The 18875-nt window shown below is 59.9% G+C and carries 15 protein-coding genes and 2 pseudogenes; 7 read left to right on the top strand and 10 right to left on the bottom strand.

Annotated elements, in window-relative coordinates; genetic code table 11:
* The first annotated feature begins 243 nt into the window (after window positions 1-243).
* Window positions 244-2145: a potassium transporter Kup gene (locus tag ACF8MI_RS15260; RefSeq protein WP_200928510.1), complete on the top strand. Its 1902-nt coding sequence runs from the start codon at window positions 244-246 to the stop codon at window positions 2143-2145.
* Window positions 2146-2208: 63 nt separating this feature from the next.
* On the opposite strand, the gene nhaA is transcribed toward ACF8MI_RS15260, so the two are convergent.
* Entirely contained in the window at window positions 2209-3561 is a 1353-nt protein-coding gene (gene nhaA, locus ACF8MI_RS15255) for a Na+/H+ antiporter NhaA (protein WP_060500051.1), read from the bottom strand.
* A gap of 520 nt (window positions 3562-4081) precedes the next feature.
* Between nhaA and ACF8MI_RS15250 the strand changes: the two genes are divergently transcribed.
* Complete coding sequence (locus tag ACF8MI_RS15250; RefSeq protein WP_198035904.1) at window positions 4082-4252, top strand: metal ABC transporter permease; 171 nt, start codon at window positions 4082-4084, stop codon at window positions 4250-4252.
* Window positions 4253-4256: 4 nt separating this feature from the next.
* On the opposite strand, the gene ACF8MI_RS15245 is transcribed toward ACF8MI_RS15250, so the two are convergent.
* The 8 genes and pseudogenes from ACF8MI_RS15245 to ACF8MI_RS15210 form a co-directional block, all read right to left on the bottom strand.
* Window positions 4257-4397, bottom strand: coding sequence for a DUF2256 domain-containing protein (locus tag ACF8MI_RS15245; RefSeq protein WP_104834933.1), 141 nt, complete (start codon window positions 4395-4397; stop codon window positions 4257-4259).
* Window positions 4394-5920: a cryptochrome/photolyase family protein gene (locus ACF8MI_RS15240; RefSeq protein WP_200928509.1), complete on the bottom strand. Its 1527-nt coding sequence runs from the start codon at window positions 5918-5920 to the stop codon at window positions 4394-4396. Before ACF8MI_RS15240 ends, ACF8MI_RS15245 begins: the two co-directional genes overlap by 4 nt.
* An 8-nt stretch (window positions 5921-5928) precedes the next feature.
* Window positions 5929-6462, bottom strand: a complete 534-nt coding sequence (locus ACF8MI_RS15235; RefSeq protein ID WP_200928508.1) for a DUF3833 domain-containing protein — start codon at window positions 6460-6462, stop codon at window positions 5929-5931.
* Between the two features lie 3 nt (window positions 6463-6465).
* Window positions 6466-7014, bottom strand: coding sequence for a chalcone isomerase family protein (locus ACF8MI_RS15230; RefSeq protein WP_060500054.1), 549 nt, complete (start codon window positions 7012-7014; stop codon window positions 6466-6468).
* Between the two features lie 161 nt (window positions 7015-7175).
* On the bottom strand, window positions 7176-7337 hold the full coding sequence (locus ACF8MI_RS15225) for a hypothetical protein (protein WP_156342171.1): 162 nt from the start codon (window positions 7335-7337) through the stop codon (window positions 7176-7178).
* 188 nt (window positions 7338-7525) lie between these two features.
* Window positions 7526-8017: a DUF1543 domain-containing protein gene (locus ACF8MI_RS15220; RefSeq protein ID WP_060500055.1), complete on the bottom strand. Its 492-nt coding sequence runs from the start codon at window positions 8015-8017 to the stop codon at window positions 7526-7528.
* 64 nt (window positions 8018-8081) lie between these two features.
* Window positions 8082-8306 (bottom strand): annotated as a pseudogene (locus tag ACF8MI_RS15215) (histidine ammonia-lyase); the annotation flags it as partial.
* 339 nt (window positions 8307-8645) lie between these two features.
* Window positions 8646-9746 carry an SDR family oxidoreductase gene (locus ACF8MI_RS15210; protein ID WP_060500056.1) on the bottom strand — a complete coding sequence of 367 codons (1101 nt, stop codon included), beginning with the start codon at window positions 9744-9746 and terminating at the stop codon, window positions 8646-8648.
* A 73-nt stretch (window positions 9747-9819) separates the two neighbouring features.
* Between ACF8MI_RS15210 and ACF8MI_RS15205 the strand changes: the two are divergent.
* From ACF8MI_RS15205 to ACF8MI_RS15185, 5 genes and pseudogenes are all read left to right on the top strand, one after another.
* A pseudogene (locus ACF8MI_RS15205) lies at window positions 9820-9996 on the top strand (MerR family transcriptional regulator); the annotation flags it as partial.
* Window positions 9997-10100: 104 nt separating this feature from the next.
* On the top strand, window positions 10101-10625 hold the full coding sequence (locus tag ACF8MI_RS15200; protein ID WP_104834928.1) for an RNA polymerase sigma factor: 525 nt from the start codon (window positions 10101-10103) through the stop codon (window positions 10623-10625).
* On the top strand, window positions 10622-11458 hold the full coding sequence (locus ACF8MI_RS15195) for a FecR family protein (protein ID WP_060500058.1): 837 nt from the start codon (window positions 10622-10624) through the stop codon (window positions 11456-11458). Before ACF8MI_RS15200 ends, ACF8MI_RS15195 begins: the two co-directional genes overlap by 4 nt.
* A gap of 78 nt (window positions 11459-11536) precedes the next feature.
* Window positions 11537-13975 carry a TonB-dependent receptor gene (locus tag ACF8MI_RS15190; protein WP_200928507.1) on the top strand — a complete coding sequence of 813 codons (2439 nt, stop codon included), beginning with the start codon at window positions 11537-11539 and terminating at the stop codon, window positions 13973-13975.
* 233 nt (window positions 13976-14208) lie between these two features.
* Window positions 14209-14724: an MgtC/SapB family protein gene (locus tag ACF8MI_RS15185; protein ID WP_392517593.1), complete on the top strand. Its 516-nt coding sequence runs from the start codon at window positions 14209-14211 to the stop codon at window positions 14722-14724.
* A gap of 40 nt (window positions 14725-14764) precedes the next feature.
* On the opposite strand, the gene ACF8MI_RS15180 is transcribed toward ACF8MI_RS15185, so the two are convergent.
* On the bottom strand, window positions 14765-18874 hold the full coding sequence (locus ACF8MI_RS15180; RefSeq protein ID WP_200928506.1) for a CheR family methyltransferase: 4110 nt from the start codon (window positions 18872-18874) through the stop codon (window positions 14765-14767).
* Window position 18875: the final 1 nt, after the last annotated feature.

Raw genomic sequence — 18875 nt, 5'->3', positions numbered from 1 at the left:
GGTAATACCCACGGGAAGGCCACTTGGATGCAGCAAAATGAAAAAATAACCAAGGGCTCTTCGCCCCGGCAGCCAGCGGGTGAAGGCGGCTGTTCTTTTACGCGGACGGTGAGGCGGCCGACGGTTTTTTTACGCATTCTTTATGCGCTGGATCACGGCCAGGGCCGATACTGGCGCAGCTTTTTCAAGCACCCGAATTCCTACCTACGCCAGAATTTACGCAAAACAGACGAGACGTTATCTGTGAGCCAAACCGCAACTGCTGAAAATCAATCCCACGCTGGCAAGAGCACGGGCGTCGGCCTGCTGGTCGCTGCCGTTGGCGTGGTCTACGGCGACATCGGTACCAGCCCGTTGTACACCCTCAAGGAAGTGTTCAACGGCCATTTCGGCGTGCAGGCCAACATTGAAGGGGTACTGGGCATCCTCTCGCTGGTGTTCTGGTCGCTGATCTGGGTGGTGTCGGTCAAATATGTGCTGTTCATCCTGCGTGCTAGCAACCAGGGCGAAGGCGGGATCATGGCACTGACTGCGCTGGCCAGGCGGGCGGCGCGGCCTTATTCAGTCCTGAGCAGGGTGCTGGTGCTGTTGGGTCTGTTCGGCGCGGCGCTGTTCTATGGTGACAGCATGATCACCCCGGCCATTTCTGTGCTGTCGGCGGTCGAAGGCTTGCAACTGGGCATCGATGGCATTGATCACTGGGTGGTACCGATCTCGGTGGTGGTGCTGGTCGGGCTGTTCGTGATCCAGAAGCATGGCACGGCGCGTATCGGCATACTGTTTGGGCCGGTGATGGTGCTGTGGTTCGTGGTGCTGGGCGCGCTTGGCGTTTATGGAATCGCTCAACGGCCCGAAGTGCTGCAAGCGCTCAGCCCTGCATGGGCCGTGCACTTCTTCGTCGCTCATCCGGGTGTGGGCGTGGCGATACTGGGCGCGGTGGTACTGGCCCTGACGGGGGCCGAGGCACTGTATGCCGACATGGGGCATTTCGGCCGCAAGCCAATTTCCCGGGCATGGTTCATGTTGGTGTTGCCAGGCCTTGTGCTCAATTACTTCGGCCAAGGCGCGTTGATCCTCAACGACCCAACGGCAGTGCGTAACCCGTTCTATCTGCTGGCCCCCGAGTGGGCGCTATTGCCGATGGTCGGGTTGGCCACCCTGGCCACCATCATCGCCTCGCAGGCGGTGATTTCCGGTGCCTTCTCGCTGACGCGGCAGGCTATCCAGTTGGGCTATGTGCCGCGTATGTTCATCCAGCACACCTCCAGTGAAGAGCAGGGGCAGATCTACATCGGCATGGTCAATTGGGCGCTGATGGTGGGTGTGGTGCTGCTGGTGGTCGGTTTCGAGTCTTCCAGCGCGTTGGCCGCCGCTTACGGTGTGGCGGTGACGGGTACCATGCTAATCACCACGCTGCTGGCCTCGGCGGTGGTGCTGTTGCTGTGGAAGACGCCGCGCTGGTTGGCGATTCCGCTGTTGTTGGGCTTCTTGCTGGTGGATGGTCTGTACTTCGCGGCCAACGCACCAAAGATTCTTCAGGGTGGCGCCTTCCCGGTGATTGCCGGTCTGGCCCTGTTCGTGCTCATGACTACCTGGAAGCGCGGGCGCTCGATCATCTTCGATCGGCTGGACGAGTCAGCATTGCCGCTGGACCTCTTCATTGCCAGTGTGCAGGCACAGCCGCCGCATCGGGTACAGGGTACTGCGGTGTTCCTGACGGCCCGCACTGATGCCGTGCCCCATGCACTGCTGCATAACCTGCTGCACAACCAGGTACTGCATGAGCAAGTGGTGCTGTTGACGGTGGTATCAGAGGATTCGCCGCGGGTCAGCGTGGGCGAGCGCTTCGAGATCGAAGATTTCGGCGATGGGTTCTTCCGGGTAAGCCTGCACTTCGGCTTCATGGAAGAGCCAGACGTACCGCTCGCGTTGAGCCAGTGCGGCGCAGCCGAACTGGACTTCAGCCCCATGCGCACCACCTACTTCCTCAGCCGGGAAACCGTGGTACCGACCAAGCGGATCGGCATGGCCAAGTGGCGCGAGCACCTGTTCGCGTTCTTGCTGAAGAATGCCAACAGTAACCTGAAATATTTCAAATTGCCGTTGAACCGGGTGATTGAACTGGGCACCCAGGTCGAGATGTAAAACCGAGAGCCTGACTTGCGGGCTGCCGAGACGCAGCGTGGCCCGCAAGCGGTACTTTGCAGGCTAGCTGGCGTTCAGTGGGCTGGCGGCTTTTCTAACACTGACTGCGCCCCACAACAGCCCGACTGTTGCAGCAATGAGCGAGCCGGTAAGAATGCCGAGCTTGGCCGCACCCAGTGCGCCAGGGTCGACAAAGGCAAGGTTGGCAATAAAGATCGACATGGTGAAACCGATACCTGCCAGCAAGCCGATCAAGGTAATGCCACTCCAGGTGACACCCTTGGGCAGCTCACACCAACCCAGGCGCACCATTAGCCAGCTGATGCCGACGATGCCCAAGGGCTTGCCCAGGACAAGTGCCAGGGTGACAGCGAGCATGACGTGGTATGGCCCTTCGGAGGACAGGTCTACTCCAGACAGCCCGACCCCGGCATTGGCCAGCGCGAACAGGGGCATTATCACGAAGGCGACCCAGGGGTGCAGTGCACTCTGGACCCGCACCACAGGCGGTACCATTTCACGCTGGGCAAACCGCAGGCGTTTCAGTGGGTCAATCAGGTTGCTGCTGTCCTGCTCTGGCGCTTTTGCGGTGCCGAACAGGTCGTTGGAAAACCGTTTGACGGCATCCACAGGGCGCTCACCCATGGGCGCTGAGCGAACGGGTGTCATGAGCCCAAGCACCACACCCGCCAGTGTGGGGTGGGCGCCGGTCATCAGCACGCCGAGCCAGGTAATTGCGCCCGGAATCACGTAAGCGTAGGCCGAGCCAACGCCGATCTTCTGCAGCCCGACAACCAGCAGGATGCCGATGATGGCAACACCAAAGCCTGCGTAGTCCAGGCCGCCCGAATAGAAGATTGCAATGATCAGCACCGCGATGATGTCGTCGATGATCGCAAGTGCCAGCAGGAAGATACGCACGTTGGACGGGATCGATTTGCCAAGCAAGGCGAGCACGCCAACCGCGAAGGCGATGTCGGTCGCCGTGGGGACCGCCCAGCCGTTCTGTTCTTGGGGTGCATGAGCGAACGCCAGGTAGATCAGGGCAGGTACAACCACGCCGCCAACGGCTGCCGCCATGGGTAGGGTGGCTTGGCGCAGGCTTGCCAGCGCGCCTTCGTGGATTTCCCGGCGGATCTCCATGCCGACCACCAGGAAGAAAATGGTCATCAGGCCATCATTGATCCAGAAGTGCAGGGATTGCGAGAAGACCATCGAACCCACACCGAACGTGAGCGGTGTGTGCCAGAGCGCATCATAGCTATCAGCGAGTGAAGAGTTTGCCCAGGCGAGTGCGGCCAGGGCGGCGATGAGCAGAACGAAACCACTTACGGCCTCGACATGCAGGAAGCGCTCAAGCGTGGCGAACGCGCGACGGGCCAGTTGTTGGGCAAGGGGAATTCGAATTTTTTGCATAGGTACAAGTAACCCCGCAAGGCGGCCCGACCTGCGCTGTTCTTTAACCTGCGTTGCTGCGTTATGCAGCTAGCACCCGGTGCGAAGTCTACCATCCTGACGCGGCTTTGGGGGAATTGAGAAATGGCAGTAGACCTGTTTGCGATCGGCAGGGTAGCAATTCATACTCGTTGCACTAAAGCCAGCAGTACCCGTGCGTGTCGTGCGGGTTCAAACAGCGGCGCCCCTACCGTCAACCTAGCCGTTTCCTCTGACAAGACGTGGAAGTGTCGGATGTTCGAACAATACAAGCACCTTTCCGGACCCTGACGCCTTGCCGGTGCGCTGCTTGGCGCGCTGCTGTTCCGGCCATTTTCAGTGAGAGCCCCGTGTCCGACAAACCGGCGCGCACTATGGCGGTGTGCTGTATGTCGACTCGCTCAACGGGGAAGAGGGTCTGGTTCCGACTTACCTCGACCCGTGACGTGTTACCACCCAAACCATCGTCGAAGGGCTGATCGAGCCGTTCGCCCATGGCTATATGCGCAATGCGATGTGGGTGTCGATGCTGGTGGGCGGCGTGTGTGCGTTCCTGTCCTGTTTCCTGATGCTCAAGGGCTGGTCGTTGATCGGTGATGCGCTGTCGCATTCGATCGTGCCGGGAAAGCTGTCGTCAGCCGGGCCAGCCGCTCTGGTGGGGCAAAGCGGGTAGCGCGTTAATGTGACGTGTGGCGTGAGCGGCGGCAGCGTTCGGAACAGTAACGCACTTGTTCCCAGCAGCCGGCCCACCGCTTGCGCCAGGTGAAAGGCAAGCCACACTCGGCGCAGACTTTGCTGGGTAGAAACGGTTTTTTCATATCGACTCCCCGGCATCCAGGTGCGTCATTAGCTGCTGGCCACGTTGCCAGACAGCGTCGCGTCGGCTGGCTGACATGCTGTCCAGCCCCCGATAAACCAGCGTCAGGCGGGGGTTGCTAGACAGCAAAGGGCGATGGCGGATAAGGAAATGCCAGTAGAGCGCATTGAATGGGCAAGCGTCGTCCTCCACAACGCGATCGACCTTGTAACTGCACGCCTTGCAATGATCGGACATCCGCTGGATGTAGCGGCCGCTGGCGCAATACGGTTTCGAGCCCAGGTAACCCCCGTCTGCGTGCATCACCATGCCCAACGTATTGGGTAATTCGACCCAGTCGAAGGCATCCATGTACACGGCCAGGTACCATTCGCATATCGCCGATGGGGCAATGCCGGCCAGTAACGCGAAATTGCCGGTGACCATCAAGCGCTGGATATGGTGCGCGTAGCCCAGCTTCAGTGTCTGCCCAATCACCTGGGCCATACAGCGCATGCGCGTCTGGCCTGTCCAGTAGAACTCGGGGAGCGTACGCACATTACCCAGGTAATTGAGTTGCGCGTATTCGGGCATGCGCAACCAGTAGATACCCCGCACATATTCCCGCCAGCCAATCAGCTGCCGTATAAAACCCTCTGCCGCATTGAGTGGCACACGCCGCTCACGCCAGGCTGCGTCGACATCCTCGCACAACTGACGCACATCCAGCAGGCCAACATTCAGTGCTGCACTGATGCGGGCATGGAACACATAGGGTTCACCTTCGGCCATCGCATCCTGGTAGTCGCCAAAGGCTGCCAAGCCGAATTCCAGAAAGTGTTCCCAGAGCTGCCGCGCCTCTTCGTGGGTTACGGGATAGTCGAAGGCATCGATTGCGCCGTAATGGTCGGTAAAACGCTCACGAACCAGTGCAATGACCGAAGTGGTGATGGCGTCGCGGGTAAACTGCGCGCGTATTGCCCCGCGCAAGCCGCGTGGCAATGACTTGCGGTTGGCTCCATCGAAGTTCCAGGCACCGCCGGCGGGGCTGCCGTCAGGCTCCAGCAGCAGGTTGCAGCGTTTGCGCATCCCCCTGTAGAAATGCTCCATGCGCAGCTGTTTGCGGCCCTCGGCCCATCGTGCGAACGCTTCGCGTGAGCACAGGAAGCGGGTGTCGCGGTGCCAGACAAGTGGCAACGCGGCATCGCGTAGAGCCTGCTCCAGGCGCCACTCTCCACATTCGGTTACATGCACCTCGTCTGCGCCCAGTAACACCAGCCAGCGCTTTAGCTCGCCGGCGATAGAGCCGCTGTTGCCTGGCGTGTCCAATGTTTGGTACTGCACACGCCAGCCCCGTTCGCGCAATGCATGAGCAAAATGGCGCATTGCACTGAAAATAAACACGATTTTTTGCGGGTGATGAGGGACATAGCGTGCTTCACCGTCCACTTCTGCCATCAACAACATATCGCGCTGAGGGTCCAGCGCACGCAGCACCGGCAAGTCGAAGGACAGCTGGTCGCCCAGCACCAAGCCCAGTCGCATCGTCGGCACTACTCTTTGCTGGCCGGAAGACGGCGGAAGAACAAGGTTATCTGCCCAATCTCCACACCGAGCTTGCTCATGCTGGAGCGGTTGATGAGGGTGTCTTCGTCCATCCGGTACATCCAGTCATCCAGGTCCACCTCCCAGTGGCGGCCATCAACGGGTAGATCCAGGCGGTAGCGCCAGCGCAACGCGTTACCTGCCACTTCTCCGCTGGCCTCACCGATCACGTCTCCCGCAGTGCCACGCCAGCGCCCGCGGCCGTTCGGGGTGAGTGCCCAGGTTCGCTGTTGGCGCGTGCCGTCGCTGTAGACAAAGTGCTCGTCAAGGATCAACTGTTCACCTTCGAGACGGCTGTCGATCCGTACATGAAAGCGTTTGACGACTTCCCCTGAACGTTTCTGGAACATGCCCCAGGCTTGCACGGGCCGCGAGAAAAACTCCACCAAATCCAACTGTGGCTGTTCCTGGGCGTAATGCTCAACGCCGACTTTGCAGCTACCCAGCAGCAGGCAGGCGATCAACAGCAATAGTTTGTGCATGTTTCAGTCTCCTTGATCCTGCTCGGTCAGCCCAAGCAATCGCTGGCGCAGCTGTGGATCGCGGGCCCGCGGGTCGAGCCAGATGGCAAAGAAGGCACGGGCAAAGGCGGGGTCGTTCACTTCCTGGACAAGTTGGCCATCGACGTAGAAGCGGCAACCTTTTCCAGGCAGGTATAGGCCACTGATGCGCATGCCCGGGCGTACATCCACAAAGGCTTGACGCATAGCCTGGGACCAACGATTCAGGGTCTCTGCCGGCATTGGGCGATCAGCCAGGCGTTGCATTTCATCCATGCTGGCCTGTACCAATGTGTCTCTGGACAGCGACCGGTGATAAATCAACTCGAGGGCGAACGGCTCGTTCCAGTCCCACGCGGAACCACTGTGCCAAAGCCGGGCGGTATACAGACGCAGGCCAAACCAGCTGAACTCGCCGCTACCGGCCATGTGTGCCGATGACAGCGATTGCCGCCAGTCTGCGCTTGCGGGCAGCGCCATTGCGGTCAGAATGGCCAAGGTGTACAGGCTGAGCGCCGCGCTTCTGCTTGCCATGCGTGTGATACCGGAAAACAAAATACTGTACAAATATAAATTGATGTACAAGTTTTTGCACAGGTAAAGATGCGAATTCCAAGCGTGCGCTGAAACTGAACAAAAAAACCGGCATTATCAAAATATGCCGGTTTCATGGCTTTCAGGAGCTGCCCGCAAGGTCAGACGATGAAGTTCACCAATCGGTTAGGTACCACGATCATTCTTCCAGCGCCTTCCAGATACTTGCCAAGGCGCAGGGCAAGAAGGAACTGGTGGTGCTCGACGGCCTGGCGCACATGGACCTGTACGACGGCCCGGGCGTGCTTAGGGCCTTGCAGCATCTGACGCCGTTCTTCCAGGCAAACCTCTGAGCGTATAAAGCGCTGGTGTCGATCACCGGGGGCAACTTCGGCCGCCTGATCCGCGAAGGCTTCAGCAACTTCCAGCCGGTCAATGCCGAGTCACTGTTTACGTTTGGCAGGATTTTCGGGTCAAAGAACGGGCTGGTTTTGGCCTGGGCTCATAGGCTTCAGAGCAGGATGTAGTCGCTGAATTGGCGAATACCCGCATGCTCACCCTTGACCAGATGCACATAGCGTCCTGCCACCAGGTCGACCGGCAGGCAATCGTCGACATCCAGCACGGCGTCGGTATGCGGCTTGAGCCAATCTTCTGCCATACGTTGCTTGCCCAGGCGCTTGGCTTCGGCCTTGTCGACAGCCACCACCAGCAGGTACCGGTGCGCTTCGCCAAATACCTGCCGTTCATAACCGCCCAGGTTCAGGAAAAACAAGCGCATGGCGCCGGGGCCGGGGGCTACTTGGCTCAGTTCGACACGGTAGCCATCGACCCCGCCGACTTCCAGCCAGGAGTCGATGTGCAGGCCTTGTGCGCTGCCAAACCAGGCTTCGCGCAACTGGGGATGGAGCTGTTCCAGGGTGTCGGCCTGGGCGAAGACAACATCGTGGACTTCGATACGGGCTCGAGGGTGGCGACCGCCGAGCATGACGATGTAGAGCATGAGTAATCCTTTGGGGCAGCATCAAGCGCTGTAGTGTGAACACCCTGGCGCCGTTCAGCACGCGTCATAGCAGCCAAGGAAAGGCAGCGTCAAGCAGGCCGGGATTCTTCAGGATCGATGCACTGCTGGCGATGTCCGGAGCCAGCTAGCGGTCCTGGGCATAGGCAGGCACCCGTTCGCGCAGTAACCGCCAGACTACCTGGGTACCTGCGCCAACGCGCTGCTCCTTGAGAAACTCGAATGCCTGGGCCGCCAACAAGTATTCGATGGCAAGGATCTGCGTACAGCGCATGATCAGCGCTATCCGCTGACGCCTTCGGCCGAGGCGTTCAAGGCGCTGGCGGTGGCATGGTTCGCGGAACGACCTTCGTTTGCATCCGAGTGAACAGCGGGTGGGGCGAAAGGATTGTAGTCATCGAGAGGATTGCCATTGCCCAACATCTTCTCGAACACGGCTAGGGATCGGATTTACTTCCTGCGGACCGTAGCTCCGGGCGTGTGGAAGAAATTGCAAGGAGTAATCCTTACATGGTCAACTCCAGGGACACCCTCAGTTCGTGCTGGCACCGAGCATGGCAGGTGCCGATGCGCAGGGCTCAGCTGGGTGACTCAGGGCAGAACCCGTTTGTTATCTCCCGGCAGGGTTTGCAGAAGTGTGAACATGACGATTGGGCAAGTAACCCTGGACGTAACGCACGGTCTTTTCCAACGCTCGCGCCATGTCGGGATGTGCCAGCTGATACTTGAGTTCCAGTTGCTGGCTGTCACTCATGTCGAAGCGCTGCGTCTGGACGAAGTTCAGTGACTCGGCGCTGATCGATAATCGGGTGGCCAGTCCGGGAATCGCCAATAGCCACTTCAGCAATCCTATAGGTACATGGCGGCGGGGAGCCCTTATATTCAGCGTTTGTGCCAATTGTTCGAGCATACCCTGCAGGTTTGGCGTGTGCTCATACAGCGCCAGCACCTGCCGGTTGGCCATTGACGGGTCGAACGCCACGCAGGTCATCATCTTTACCAGGTAATCGACGCTGACCAATGGCAACCAGTGCCTGTCGGAACCCGGGACAGCCTTGAACCGGCCCAGTGCCAGATTTCGAATGAGATCTACCAGAGGTTGTCCTTCAGGGATGTGCCCACTCTCGCTGTGACCACACACCGTAGCAGGATGAACGATCGCGTAATCTGCGCCTACCGCCTGCATGTAACGGATGACGGCGAAATGGGACTCCAGCTTGCTCCCTTCGTAGCCACCTACACGGCCGTAGACTGCAGGCCAATTGGTGTTTTCAGGGTGCTCGTTATCAACTCCGATACTTGCAAGATGTGTAAGGTTCTGCAGCATATAACCGCCCACCATCAGCAAGCGCATGCGCTGGCTCGCCGCGAGCCCGGCGACATTCAGCGCCCCTTGTACATTGACTGCGCGGGCCTGTTCCATTGTCAGGCCCCAGGTAAACTGCGCCGCGAGGTGGAAGACCACAGCGGCTGAAGCTACGCATTGCCTGTCTGCTTCGCTGAGTCCAAGCCCATCCCTGCTGATATCTCCTCCAACTGCATGGATATACGCAGGGTTACCTCCCAGTTGCCCGACTTGCGCTTTGAGGCGTCCGATATTTTCAGGGGTGCGCATGAGCACCCAAGTCTTATGCCCTGTGGCGGTAAGATGGGCCAGCAGATGTTGACCCACAAACCCACTACCGCCTGTGACGAAGCACTCCACGCTCATACCTGAATCCTTGTTTGAATGATCGGCGCAGGCTAAGGTGTAGAGCGTACTCTACAGTCAAGGAGTTTTTACTGTGAATGTTGGAGAGTTGGAGCGCCGGAGTGAAGTCGGCCGCCATACATAGCGCTATTACGAGCAACTCGGGCTTATCGTGGCCCATCGCCAAGCCAACAACTACCGCAGCTACAGCGACCAGACCGTTGGTGATCTGGCCTTTGCCGTTGCCAACGGGCTGACCATTGCTCACCTTCCTGCGATTTAGCATACCGCAACGCGGCAGCTGGTTTATTCGCAATTATTTCTCATTTACACTTGTGTCTTGTTTCGGAGCCTACCTCTTATCCAGGATGCATCGTGTCGTTCGATCCCGCCAAACCGACGCTGCTGTCTACATTGGTACGTCACTATGACGATCTGGTGGACCACATTCGCCGACGCTTCGGCGACAGAAGCATGGCGCGTGATGTGGTGCATGACGTGTGCGTGCAGTTGCTTGAGCGCGGTGAGAAAGAAGACGTTCGAACCCCATTGGCCTTGCTACGAAAAATCTCCCACGATACCGCTATTAGTCGCTATCGTAGCGATCGCCGCCGGGGCGCCTGGGTAGAGGCGGTCTCCGAGCTGCCTGAGGTGGCCTGCCCGGCGGCCACCCCGATGACCCGGTATGACAGCGAGCGCGAGTTTCAACTGCTCGTCGACGCGATCACAGACCTCCCACCTCGCTGCCAAGCTGTTTTCGTCATGCACAAGATTCACCAAATCCCCCAGGCAGAAGTAGCCACTCGCCTCGGTATTTCCATCAAGACCGTGGAAAAGCACCTGCGCCTGGGGCTGGCGGCGTGCCGGCAACGGCTTGGGCGTGATGAGGTGCGCCCATGACGAAGCAACCCGAACAGGTGCCACTGGACGAGGCTCTTGGGCGACATCGTGAAGAGCTCAAGCAGCTGTTCCCCATGCCGCCGTCCAGGCCTGCGCCCTCGAAGGCAGCAAAGTCGGCAGGTATCACGCTGGCGGTTGCGATCGCCTTTGCAGGCCTGGCCTGGCTGAACCCTGCCTACAAGAGCGAGCGTTTCGCTACCGCCATTGGTGAGCGGCGTGCTGTGCTGCTGAACGACGGAAGCAAGCTGCTGCTGGACAGTGGCACGCATGTCGATATCAGCTGGCGTCTGCTCAGCCGCGAAGTCGACCTGCGCGCAGGGCAGGCGCTTTTCGATGTCTCCTCGGCCGTGTATCGCCCCTTCGTAGTGTCCGCTGGCCCGGCGAAGGTCGAGGTGCTCGGTACGCTGTTCAATGTCCGCCGGCTGGATAACGATGCGGTGCGTGTGACCCTGGCCCGTGGACGCGTGGACGTCACCGCTGCAGCTTCAGAACACGCGCCTGTCACCCTCAGGCCAGGGCAACAGGTCGACTCCATCGGCGGGCAACTGATGCCGGTTTCGAAGGTCGACGCCTTGAAGGCGATGGCCTGGAAAGATGATCGCATCGTGTTCGAGCAGACGCCGCTGGATGAAGCGGTGTCGTTGCTGCGTCACTATCGCAAGGCATCCATTGAGCTGAGCGACCCAAGCTTGGCTGCACTCAAGGTGACAGGGGTCTTCGAAGCGCACAATGTCGACCGACTGCTGGATCTGCTACCGAGCATCCTGCCCGTCGCCGTGTTGAAAACAGAGGATGGCAGCGTGCGGATTCAACGTAAATCGGCAAGAAAATAAAGCTCAAGCGCAGGTAGGGTTTCTCGATTCTCATGGCGGCTATTGAAAAAAGCCCAACCAGAAAAAGGAACTCGAGACGTGCATTTTCCCCTCCGCAGTCGCCAACTACGCCTGTCATTGCTCGCCAGTAGCCTGCTCATCGCAATGTCGGCCCAGGGCCGGGAAAAGGTGAACGTGGATCTCCCCGCCGCGCCGCTGGGGGAGGCCATCAACGCCCTTGCACAGCAGTCTTCGGTACAGGTCATCTTTGCCAGCGATCTCGGTGCAGGCCGAAACGCGCCTGCGGTGAAAGGACGGTTCACACCTGAGCAAGCACTTAAAACGCTGCTCAAGGACAGTGGCTTGCAGTTGCAGGCCAAGGATGAGCGTACGTTCGTCATCGTCGCGCAGGGTGCCCCCGCATCCAGCCCCGTGACCCAGAGCGTGCCCGTGGAAATGGCGCAGATGGAAATCACCGCCTCGCGCACCAGCAGCAGCCTGGTTTCCGCAACGCGGCAATCCACCGTTCTTGAGCATGAACAACTGCAGGAGCTGCGCCAGGGTTCAGACAGCCTGGCCACGGTACTGGCCAAGGCGATTCCGGGCATGTCCGACTCCAGCCGCACCATCACCGAGTATGGCCAGACCCTGCGCGGGCGCAGCATGCTGGTCATGGTCGACGGGGTGCCGCTCAATACCAACCGCGACTCGTCGCGCAACCTGGCCAATATCGACCCGGCGCTGATCGACCGGGTCGAAGTTATCCGTGGTAGCAGCGCCATCTACGGCAGCGGCGCCACGGGAGGCATCATCTCCATCACTACACGACCTGCAGGTGGTGAAAACCGTGCCGAAACCAGCCTGAGCGCCACCTCGCCACTTACCCGCCTGGGCAGCGATGGCCTGGGGGGCCAGTTCCAGCAGTATTTCGCAGGCTCTCAGGGAGCGGTGGACTACGCGTTCGACTTCGGCACCCGCCACATCGGTGCCTCGTACGATGCGCATGGTGACCGGATCGCCCCGGAGCCCAGTCAAGGTGACCTGTTCGATTCGAACATCTACAACATCGGCGGCAAGCTGGGGCTGCACATCGACGAGAACCAGCGAATCCAGCTTGCAGTCAGCCACTACGATGCACGCCAGGACACCGACTACGCTACAGACCCAAGCGTCGCGAAACTCCCCGCAGGCTCTGTGCCGGCCAATGCGATCAAGGGCCTGGATCTTGACGAACAGAACCGCATTCGCAACACGCTGGTGAACCTGGAGTACGAGAATCTCGACATTCTCGGCAGCCGGCTCTCTGCCCAGATGTACTACCGGGACTACTTCACCCGTTTCACGCCGTTCGATGCCCGGGCCGTTGCTACCCGCGGCAGCAACGTGGACCAGATCATGCAGAACAGCGAAGTGTTCGGCAGCCGCCTGACCCTGCGCACGCCACTTGGCGACAGCGGCAGTACCGAGCTGGTGTGGGGGGGCGACTATAACCAGGAGCGCAGCGACATGCCGCTCGATGTCTTCGACCCTGCGGTTTATGACGCCAGTGGCGGCCTGGTCTTCGACAAGACGGGCAAGCTCACCTACATGCCCCCGCTGAGGACGCGAAGCGCCGGTGCGTTCGCCCAGCTACAGCATCGCTTTGATGAGCATTGGTCTGTCGACGGCGGCCTGCGCTACGAATACTCCACTGCCGAATTCGATGACTTCGTTCCGTTGTCCGAATCCACCGCTGCCTCACCGGTGGCGGTGAAGGGGGGCGAAGTTCATTACGATGCGGTGCTGTCGAACCTGGGCGTCGTCTACTCACCGGTACTCGGCCAGGAGATCTACGCCTCCTTCAGCCAGGGCTTCCAATTGCCCGACGTGGGCATTCAATTGCGCAATGCGCGCCGTGGTTTCGACATCGGCGTATCGAACCTGGAACCGGTCAAAACCAACAACTATGAGCTTGGCTGGCGAGGAGAGCTGGGCAGCAACACCCTCGGTACCTTGGCGCTGTTCTACACCACCTCCAAACTGGGGGATGTGCAGAGTTTCAACAATGGCCTGATTCTGACCCGCACCAAGGAGCGCATCTACGGAGCCGAAGCCAGTGCAGATTGGCTGTCCGACGATGCGGTGTGGGGCGCAGGGGGGAGTGCGACCTGGATGCGCGGACGAGAAAAACCGGACGGCAAAGGCTGGCAAGACATGACCGGCTATCGCGTTCCGCCCCTGAAGCTGACCGCCTACGTCCAGTACAAGCCGACACTGGAGTGGAGCAACCGCTTGCAAGCTACGTTCTTCGACGGCAAGGACTATAGGCTCGATGGCGTGGACAGCTTCGGTCGGCATCAAGTGAGTAGCTATACGACAGTGGACCTGGTGAGCCAGTACCAGATATCCGCTGACGACAAGGTAAGCGTCGGCATCCAGAACCTGTTCAATCGCGACTACTACCCGCTCTACAGTCAATTGCTGCGCAATAACAACAACACCAGCCACTTGCCAGCACCCGGCACTGTGTTGACTGCCAGTTATACGCACGATTGGTAAGGAGATGAACATCACCGGGCCGGTTTTGACATCAAGTCAAGCCACCTGAGGCGCCTATGTATCTGAAGGCTTTAAGACGCTTTGTGGAACTTGATGCAGCAACCTTGCAGTGCTCGCAGTCATACGCTTTAACCGTCCTCGGAAGCCGCTGCCATGCCGATCAAGATCGGACCAACGAGAGCCTGTGAAGAGCGCCGCATCAGCAGAGAACCTCATCCGGCCGGTATCTGTCAATGGACATGATCTGGCAAACAATCCAGGCCGAATTCGCCGATATTGGCGATGAGCGCGAGATCGTGCGAATTCTGGTACGGCTGGTGATGGCTGCCGTATTGGGCTCTGTTCTAGGCTTCGAGCGAGAGCACAAGGGCAAGTCCGCCGGGGTGCGCACGCACATGCTGGTTTCGCTGGGTGCGGCGCTGTTCGTGCTGGCACCCAGCATGGCAGGTGCCGATGCGCAGGCACTCAGCCGGGTGATTCAGGGCATCGTTGCCGGTATCGGCTTTCTGGGTGCGGGCACCATTCTCAAGGGCAATGGCCAGGACACCAGTCATGTCAAAGGCCTGACCACAGCTGCCGGGTTATGGATGACGGCTGCCATCGGTACGGCAGCGGGGATGGGACGCGAAGCCACGGCGCTGGTCAGCACGGTGCTGGCGCTGTTGGTGCTGGGCACGATGCCTTTGCTGATGGACAAGGTTGAAGGGCAGGACGAAGAAAAACAGAAGGAGGAGGGCAGGAAGCACTGAGGGGGTGTGAGTCGCCCCCGCAAAGCCCATCTGCCGTTAATCAGACCGATGCTGAGCCATTCAGGCGCTCGATCGCGTCGATCAGGTCGTCGTAACCCACCGGCTTGTTCAAGTGGCGGTCAAACCCGGACTGCCGGGACTTGTATTGGTCAGCGCTTGCCCCGAAGCCAGTCAACGCGATGGCCGGGATGTAGCGCAGATGTTCCAGACCGCGCAGCGCCCGAATCAGTGCATGACCGTCCATGCCAGGCATGCCGATGTCGGAAATAATCACGTCGTAACGCGCATCTGCCGCCGATTGCAGCGCCAGTATCGGGTCGCTGTAGGCGTCAACGTCGGCGTCCTCCATCAACAGCAATTGTTCCATCACTTCCAGCACATCGAGCGAGTCATCCACCAGCAGGATGCGAATCCCTTTCAGGCGACCTTCTGATGGCAGCGCTTCGCCCTGAGCCTGGGGTTGCTGGGTATACACGCACAAAGGCAGGGTGATGATGAACGTACAACCCTGGCCTATTCCGGGAGACTCTACGCTGACCGCTCCGCCATGGGCTTCTACCAATTGACGAACCAGGGAAAGGCCAATACCTAGCCCCTCTCGCCCATGGCCGGTGGGTGCAGCCTGGTTGAACAGCTCAAAAATATCTTCCAGGGAGTTTTTGGCGAGGCCTATACCCTGATCAATGACTTCAAGTCGCGCCTGCTCATCCTGCCGAGCAAGTCTCAACAGAATTTCGCCATCGGCAGGGCTGAACTTCAATGCGTTGTTCAGTAGGTTCCAGATGATCTGCTCGACACGTGTGCTGTCGGCCTCCACATAGACCGGTTCCCCATCAGCCGGCAGCGTCAGCCGAACACTTCGGCCGCGCTGCTCATTGCAGGCTACGGAGCAGATACCCTGCAGCACGGCGCACAAATCGACCGGCTGGGTCTTCAGTTTGAGTTTGCCCGTGCGGATGCGCGCTACATCGAGTAAATCATCGATGATCCGCGCCTGGCTGGTGACCGCATCGCGAATGACGTTGACCGCTTTGTTCGCCATGCCGGTACTTGTGACCGATGGTATACGTCGCAAGATATCGGCATTGAGCTGAATCAGGTTCAACGGGTGCTTGAGCTCATGGGACATCACCGCGAAGAACTCGTCCTTCATGTGGCTGGAGCTTTGTGACTCGGCCAGGCGCTTGCTTTGTTCGTCTTGCAGGCGCTTGTGGCCGGTGAGGTCACGGGCGATCTTCACGTAACCGCGCAGGCTGCTGCCCTTGAGGCGTGAAACTTCACCGCTGCAATAGAAGCGGCTGCCGTCCTTGCGCACATGCCAGCGTTCGTCCTGGCCGCGGCCATGCAGGCGGGCAGCGCGCAATTCGCGTTCCGGCTCGCCGTTTTCGCGGTCCTGCTCGGTGAAAATCAGCGCATAGTGAAGGCCCAGCACTTCATCCTTGGCGTAGCCGAAGATCAGCGCAGCGCCCGTATTCCAGTCGATGATCAGGCCTTGTTCGTCAAGCAGGATGATGGCGAAGTCATGGGTGCTCTCTGCGACCAGGCGCATGCGCTCCTCACCTTGACGCAAGCGTTCTTCGGCAGCGCGACTCTTGGTGATGTCGATAAACGTCAGCACGGTGCCATCGACATTCTGCTCGCTGGCCCGGTACGGTAGCAGGCGCGCCAGGTACCAATGCTGGTCCTGGCCGATCACTTCACGCTCGATCGTGGTTTCGCGCTCGATCACCGCACGCGCATCGTCAGCCAGGCCTGGATATTCCAGGCGATGGGTGATGTCGAGCAGCGAGCGGCCGGTGTCGACCGGCAATATGCTGAAAATGGCGGTGGCCCCAGGGGTGAACCAGCGAATGTGCAGGTTGCGGTCGACAAACACGGTGGCGATCTGGGTCGAGGCGATCAGGTTGCTCAGGTAGTCGTTGATCTTGTCGGTTTCATCGACCTTGGTCTTGAGCTCGTAGTTGACCGTCAGCAGTTCTTCGTTGATGGATTGCAGCTCTTCCTTGCTGGTTTCCAGCTCTTCGCTGGCCAGGCGCAACTCTTCGTTGATCGCCTGCATTTCTTCGTTGGAGGCCATCAGCTCCTGGCTGGAGATGTCCGATTGCGCGATGGTTTCCTGCAACTGCTGACGGGTACGCTGCAGTTCGCGCTCCAGGGTGCTCAACACCATGCCTTCGGTTTGCTGAATAGCAGGCGGGTTGTGGGGATCAGCTTCGCGAACCTGAAAAACCACCAGCAGGCATTCGCTGCCACTGGGTTCGTCCTGGTGGGGCTGTACCTGTACCTGGACTTCGACGCGCTGATCGTCGACGGTGGTGATCACTGCGCCCGAGCTGACCGGCTGGCCGGTGTTCTGAGCCTGCAACAGGGTACTGCGCAGGGCCGGGCGCAGCGGCGTGAGTACCAGGTTCAGCAGGCTGGGGCTGACTTCGCCACCGGCGTGGCGCAGGAAGCGGCCGACGCCATCACTCATGTGCAAGATGTTGCCATCGCCATCGACGATCAGGCTGGGCGGTGAGCGCCTGGACAACGCCCGGTGATGGATTTCAGCATAGGACAGCTTGCGCAGGAGCTTGGGTTTGGCGCGTACGGCTTGCGTGTCGGGCGTCTGAAGCCGCCCCGGACGGCGCGCCGGTTCTACTTCCCTGGCGCGGAAGATGCGATGGCGTTTGTCCACGGGAATGAACAGGTCGGCCGCCACGTCCGCAGATTCCGAACTGCCCAGGAACAGGTAACCTCCTTTGCGCAGGGCGAAGTGGAACAGCCGCAGGATTTCCCGTTGCACTTCTCGGTCCAGGTAGATGAGCAAGTTACGGCATACCACCAGGTCCAACTGAGAGAACGGTGGATCGGACAACAGGTTGTGCCGGGCGAACAGCACTTTTTCGCGAATGTCCTTGCGCACGCGGTAATTCTGATCTTCCTTAATGAAGAACTGGCGCAGCCTGGCCGTGGGAACATCGGTGGCGATGGCTTCGGGATAGACGCCCAGCCGACCGACATTGATCGCGCGCTCGTCGAGGTCGGTGGCGAACACCTGCACCTTGGCACTGCGCTGCTCCATCGCCAATTGCTCGGTTGCCATAATCGCCAGGCTATAGGCTTCCTCGCCGGATGAACACCCCGCCGACCAGATACGTATTTCGCGCTGCGGATCCTCGCTGTCGTCGTTGGCCAGCCCCGGCATCGCCTGTTGTTGCAACGCTTCGAAGGCGTCCCGGTCGCGAAAGAAGTTGGTGACCCCGATCAGCATGTCCGCCAACAGGGCGCGAGACTCTTCAGGATGCCGCTCGAGGTAGTCGCGGTAACTGGCAAGGTCGGTCTGCGCGGTGACGTGCAGGCGACGTTCAAGCCGGCGCAGGACGGTCGCGCGCTTGTAGTGCTGGAAGTCGTGGCCGGTGCTGGCATGCAGCCGGGCGAGGATGTCGTCGAGTAGCGGGTCGCATTGGGCTGGGTCGCCTGAGCGTTCGCCTAGCGGCGGCGGGAGGCTGTCATCCTCGATTTCCGGCAGTTTGACCTTCTGAGCCGAGCGCCACAGTTCCACCAGCTTGCCCGGAATCTCGGTCACCGGAAGGATCAGGTCGACCATGCCGGTGGCGATGGCGGCCTTGGGCATGTCAGGGTACTGGGCGTCATCGGGCGACTGCACAAGGGTCACGCCACCTTGTTCCTTGATGCGCGACAGGCCCACTGCGCCATCGCTGCCGCTGCCCGAAAGGATCACGCAGAACGCATGGTCCTTGTGCACATCAGCAAGGTCGCGGAAGAACAGGTCGATGGCGACGTGGTCACCGCGGCTGCGCCTGGCCGGGCTGACCCGCAGGTAGCCGTCATTGGTGGACAGGCGGTTGGCCGGCGAAATGACATAGACGTGGTCACGCTCGATCGGTACCGGCTCGCTTACCTGGCACACCGGCATGCGCGTGACGCGCTGGATCAAGCGGTCGGCCTGGCTCTGGTGGTCCGGCGACAAGTGCAACACCACAACGAATGCCATGCCGCAGTTCTCGGGGGCGTGCTTGAAAAACGCCTGGACCGCCTCCAGGCCGCCGGCCGATGCACCGATACCCACCACTGGAAAGTCCAGATGGCTGGCGCTTAGCGCAGGGTTTTGCGGCGAGGCGAGCGTGGGCTTGCTGGACGATTTCATG

Origin of the sequence: Pseudomonas sp. yb_9, assembly GCF_043103635.1 — a bacterium.
GTDB lineage: Bacteria > Pseudomonadota > Gammaproteobacteria > Pseudomonadales > Pseudomonadaceae > Aquipseudomonas > Aquipseudomonas monteilii.
The sequence above is the reverse complement of the archived record's forward strand: the minus strand, read 5'-3'. Positions and strand labels throughout refer to the sequence as shown.

Coding starts and splice junctions, on each gene's coding strand:
- nhaA (WP_060500051.1), bottom strand. CDS start 3,561: ATGCAAAAAATTCGAATTCCCCTTGCCCAACAACTGGCCCGTCGCGCG.
- ACF8MI_RS15250 (WP_198035904.1), top strand. CDS start 4,082: ATGCGCAATGCGATGTGGGTGTCGATGCTGGTGGGCGGCGTGTGTGCG.
- ACF8MI_RS15245 (WP_104834933.1), bottom strand. CDS start 4,397: ATGAAAAAACCGTTTCTACCCAGCAAAGTCTGCGCCGAGTGTGGCTTG.
- ACF8MI_RS15240 (WP_200928509.1), bottom strand. CDS start 5,920: ATGCGACTGGGCTTGGTGCTGGGCGACCAGCTGTCCTTCGACTTGCCG.
- ACF8MI_RS15235 (WP_200928508.1), bottom strand. CDS start 6,462: ATGCACAAACTATTGCTGTTGATCGCCTGCCTGCTGCTGGGTAGCTGC.
- ACF8MI_RS15230 (WP_060500054.1), bottom strand. CDS start 7,014: ATGGCAAGCAGAAGCGCGGCGCTCAGCCTGTACACCTTGGCCATTCTG.
- ACF8MI_RS15225 (WP_156342171.1), bottom strand. CDS start 7,337: ATGCTGCAAGGCCCTAAGCACGCCCGGGCCGTCGTACAGGTCCATGTG.
- ACF8MI_RS15220 (WP_060500055.1), bottom strand. CDS start 8,017: ATGCTCTACATCGTCATGCTCGGCGGTCGCCACCCTCGAGCCCGTATC.
- ACF8MI_RS15210 (WP_060500056.1), bottom strand. CDS start 9,746: ATGAGCGTGGAGTGCTTCGTCACAGGCGGTAGTGGGTTTGTGGGTCAA.
- ACF8MI_RS15195 (WP_060500058.1), top strand. CDS start 10,622: ATGACGAAGCAACCCGAACAGGTGCCACTGGACGAGGCTCTTGGGCGA.
- ACF8MI_RS15185 (WP_392517593.1), top strand. CDS start 14,209: ATGGACATGATCTGGCAAACAATCCAGGCCGAATTCGCCGATATTGGC.
- ACF8MI_RS15180 (WP_200928506.1), bottom strand. CDS start 18,874: ATGAAATCGTCCAGCAAGCCCACGCTCGCCTCGCCGCAAAACCCTGCG.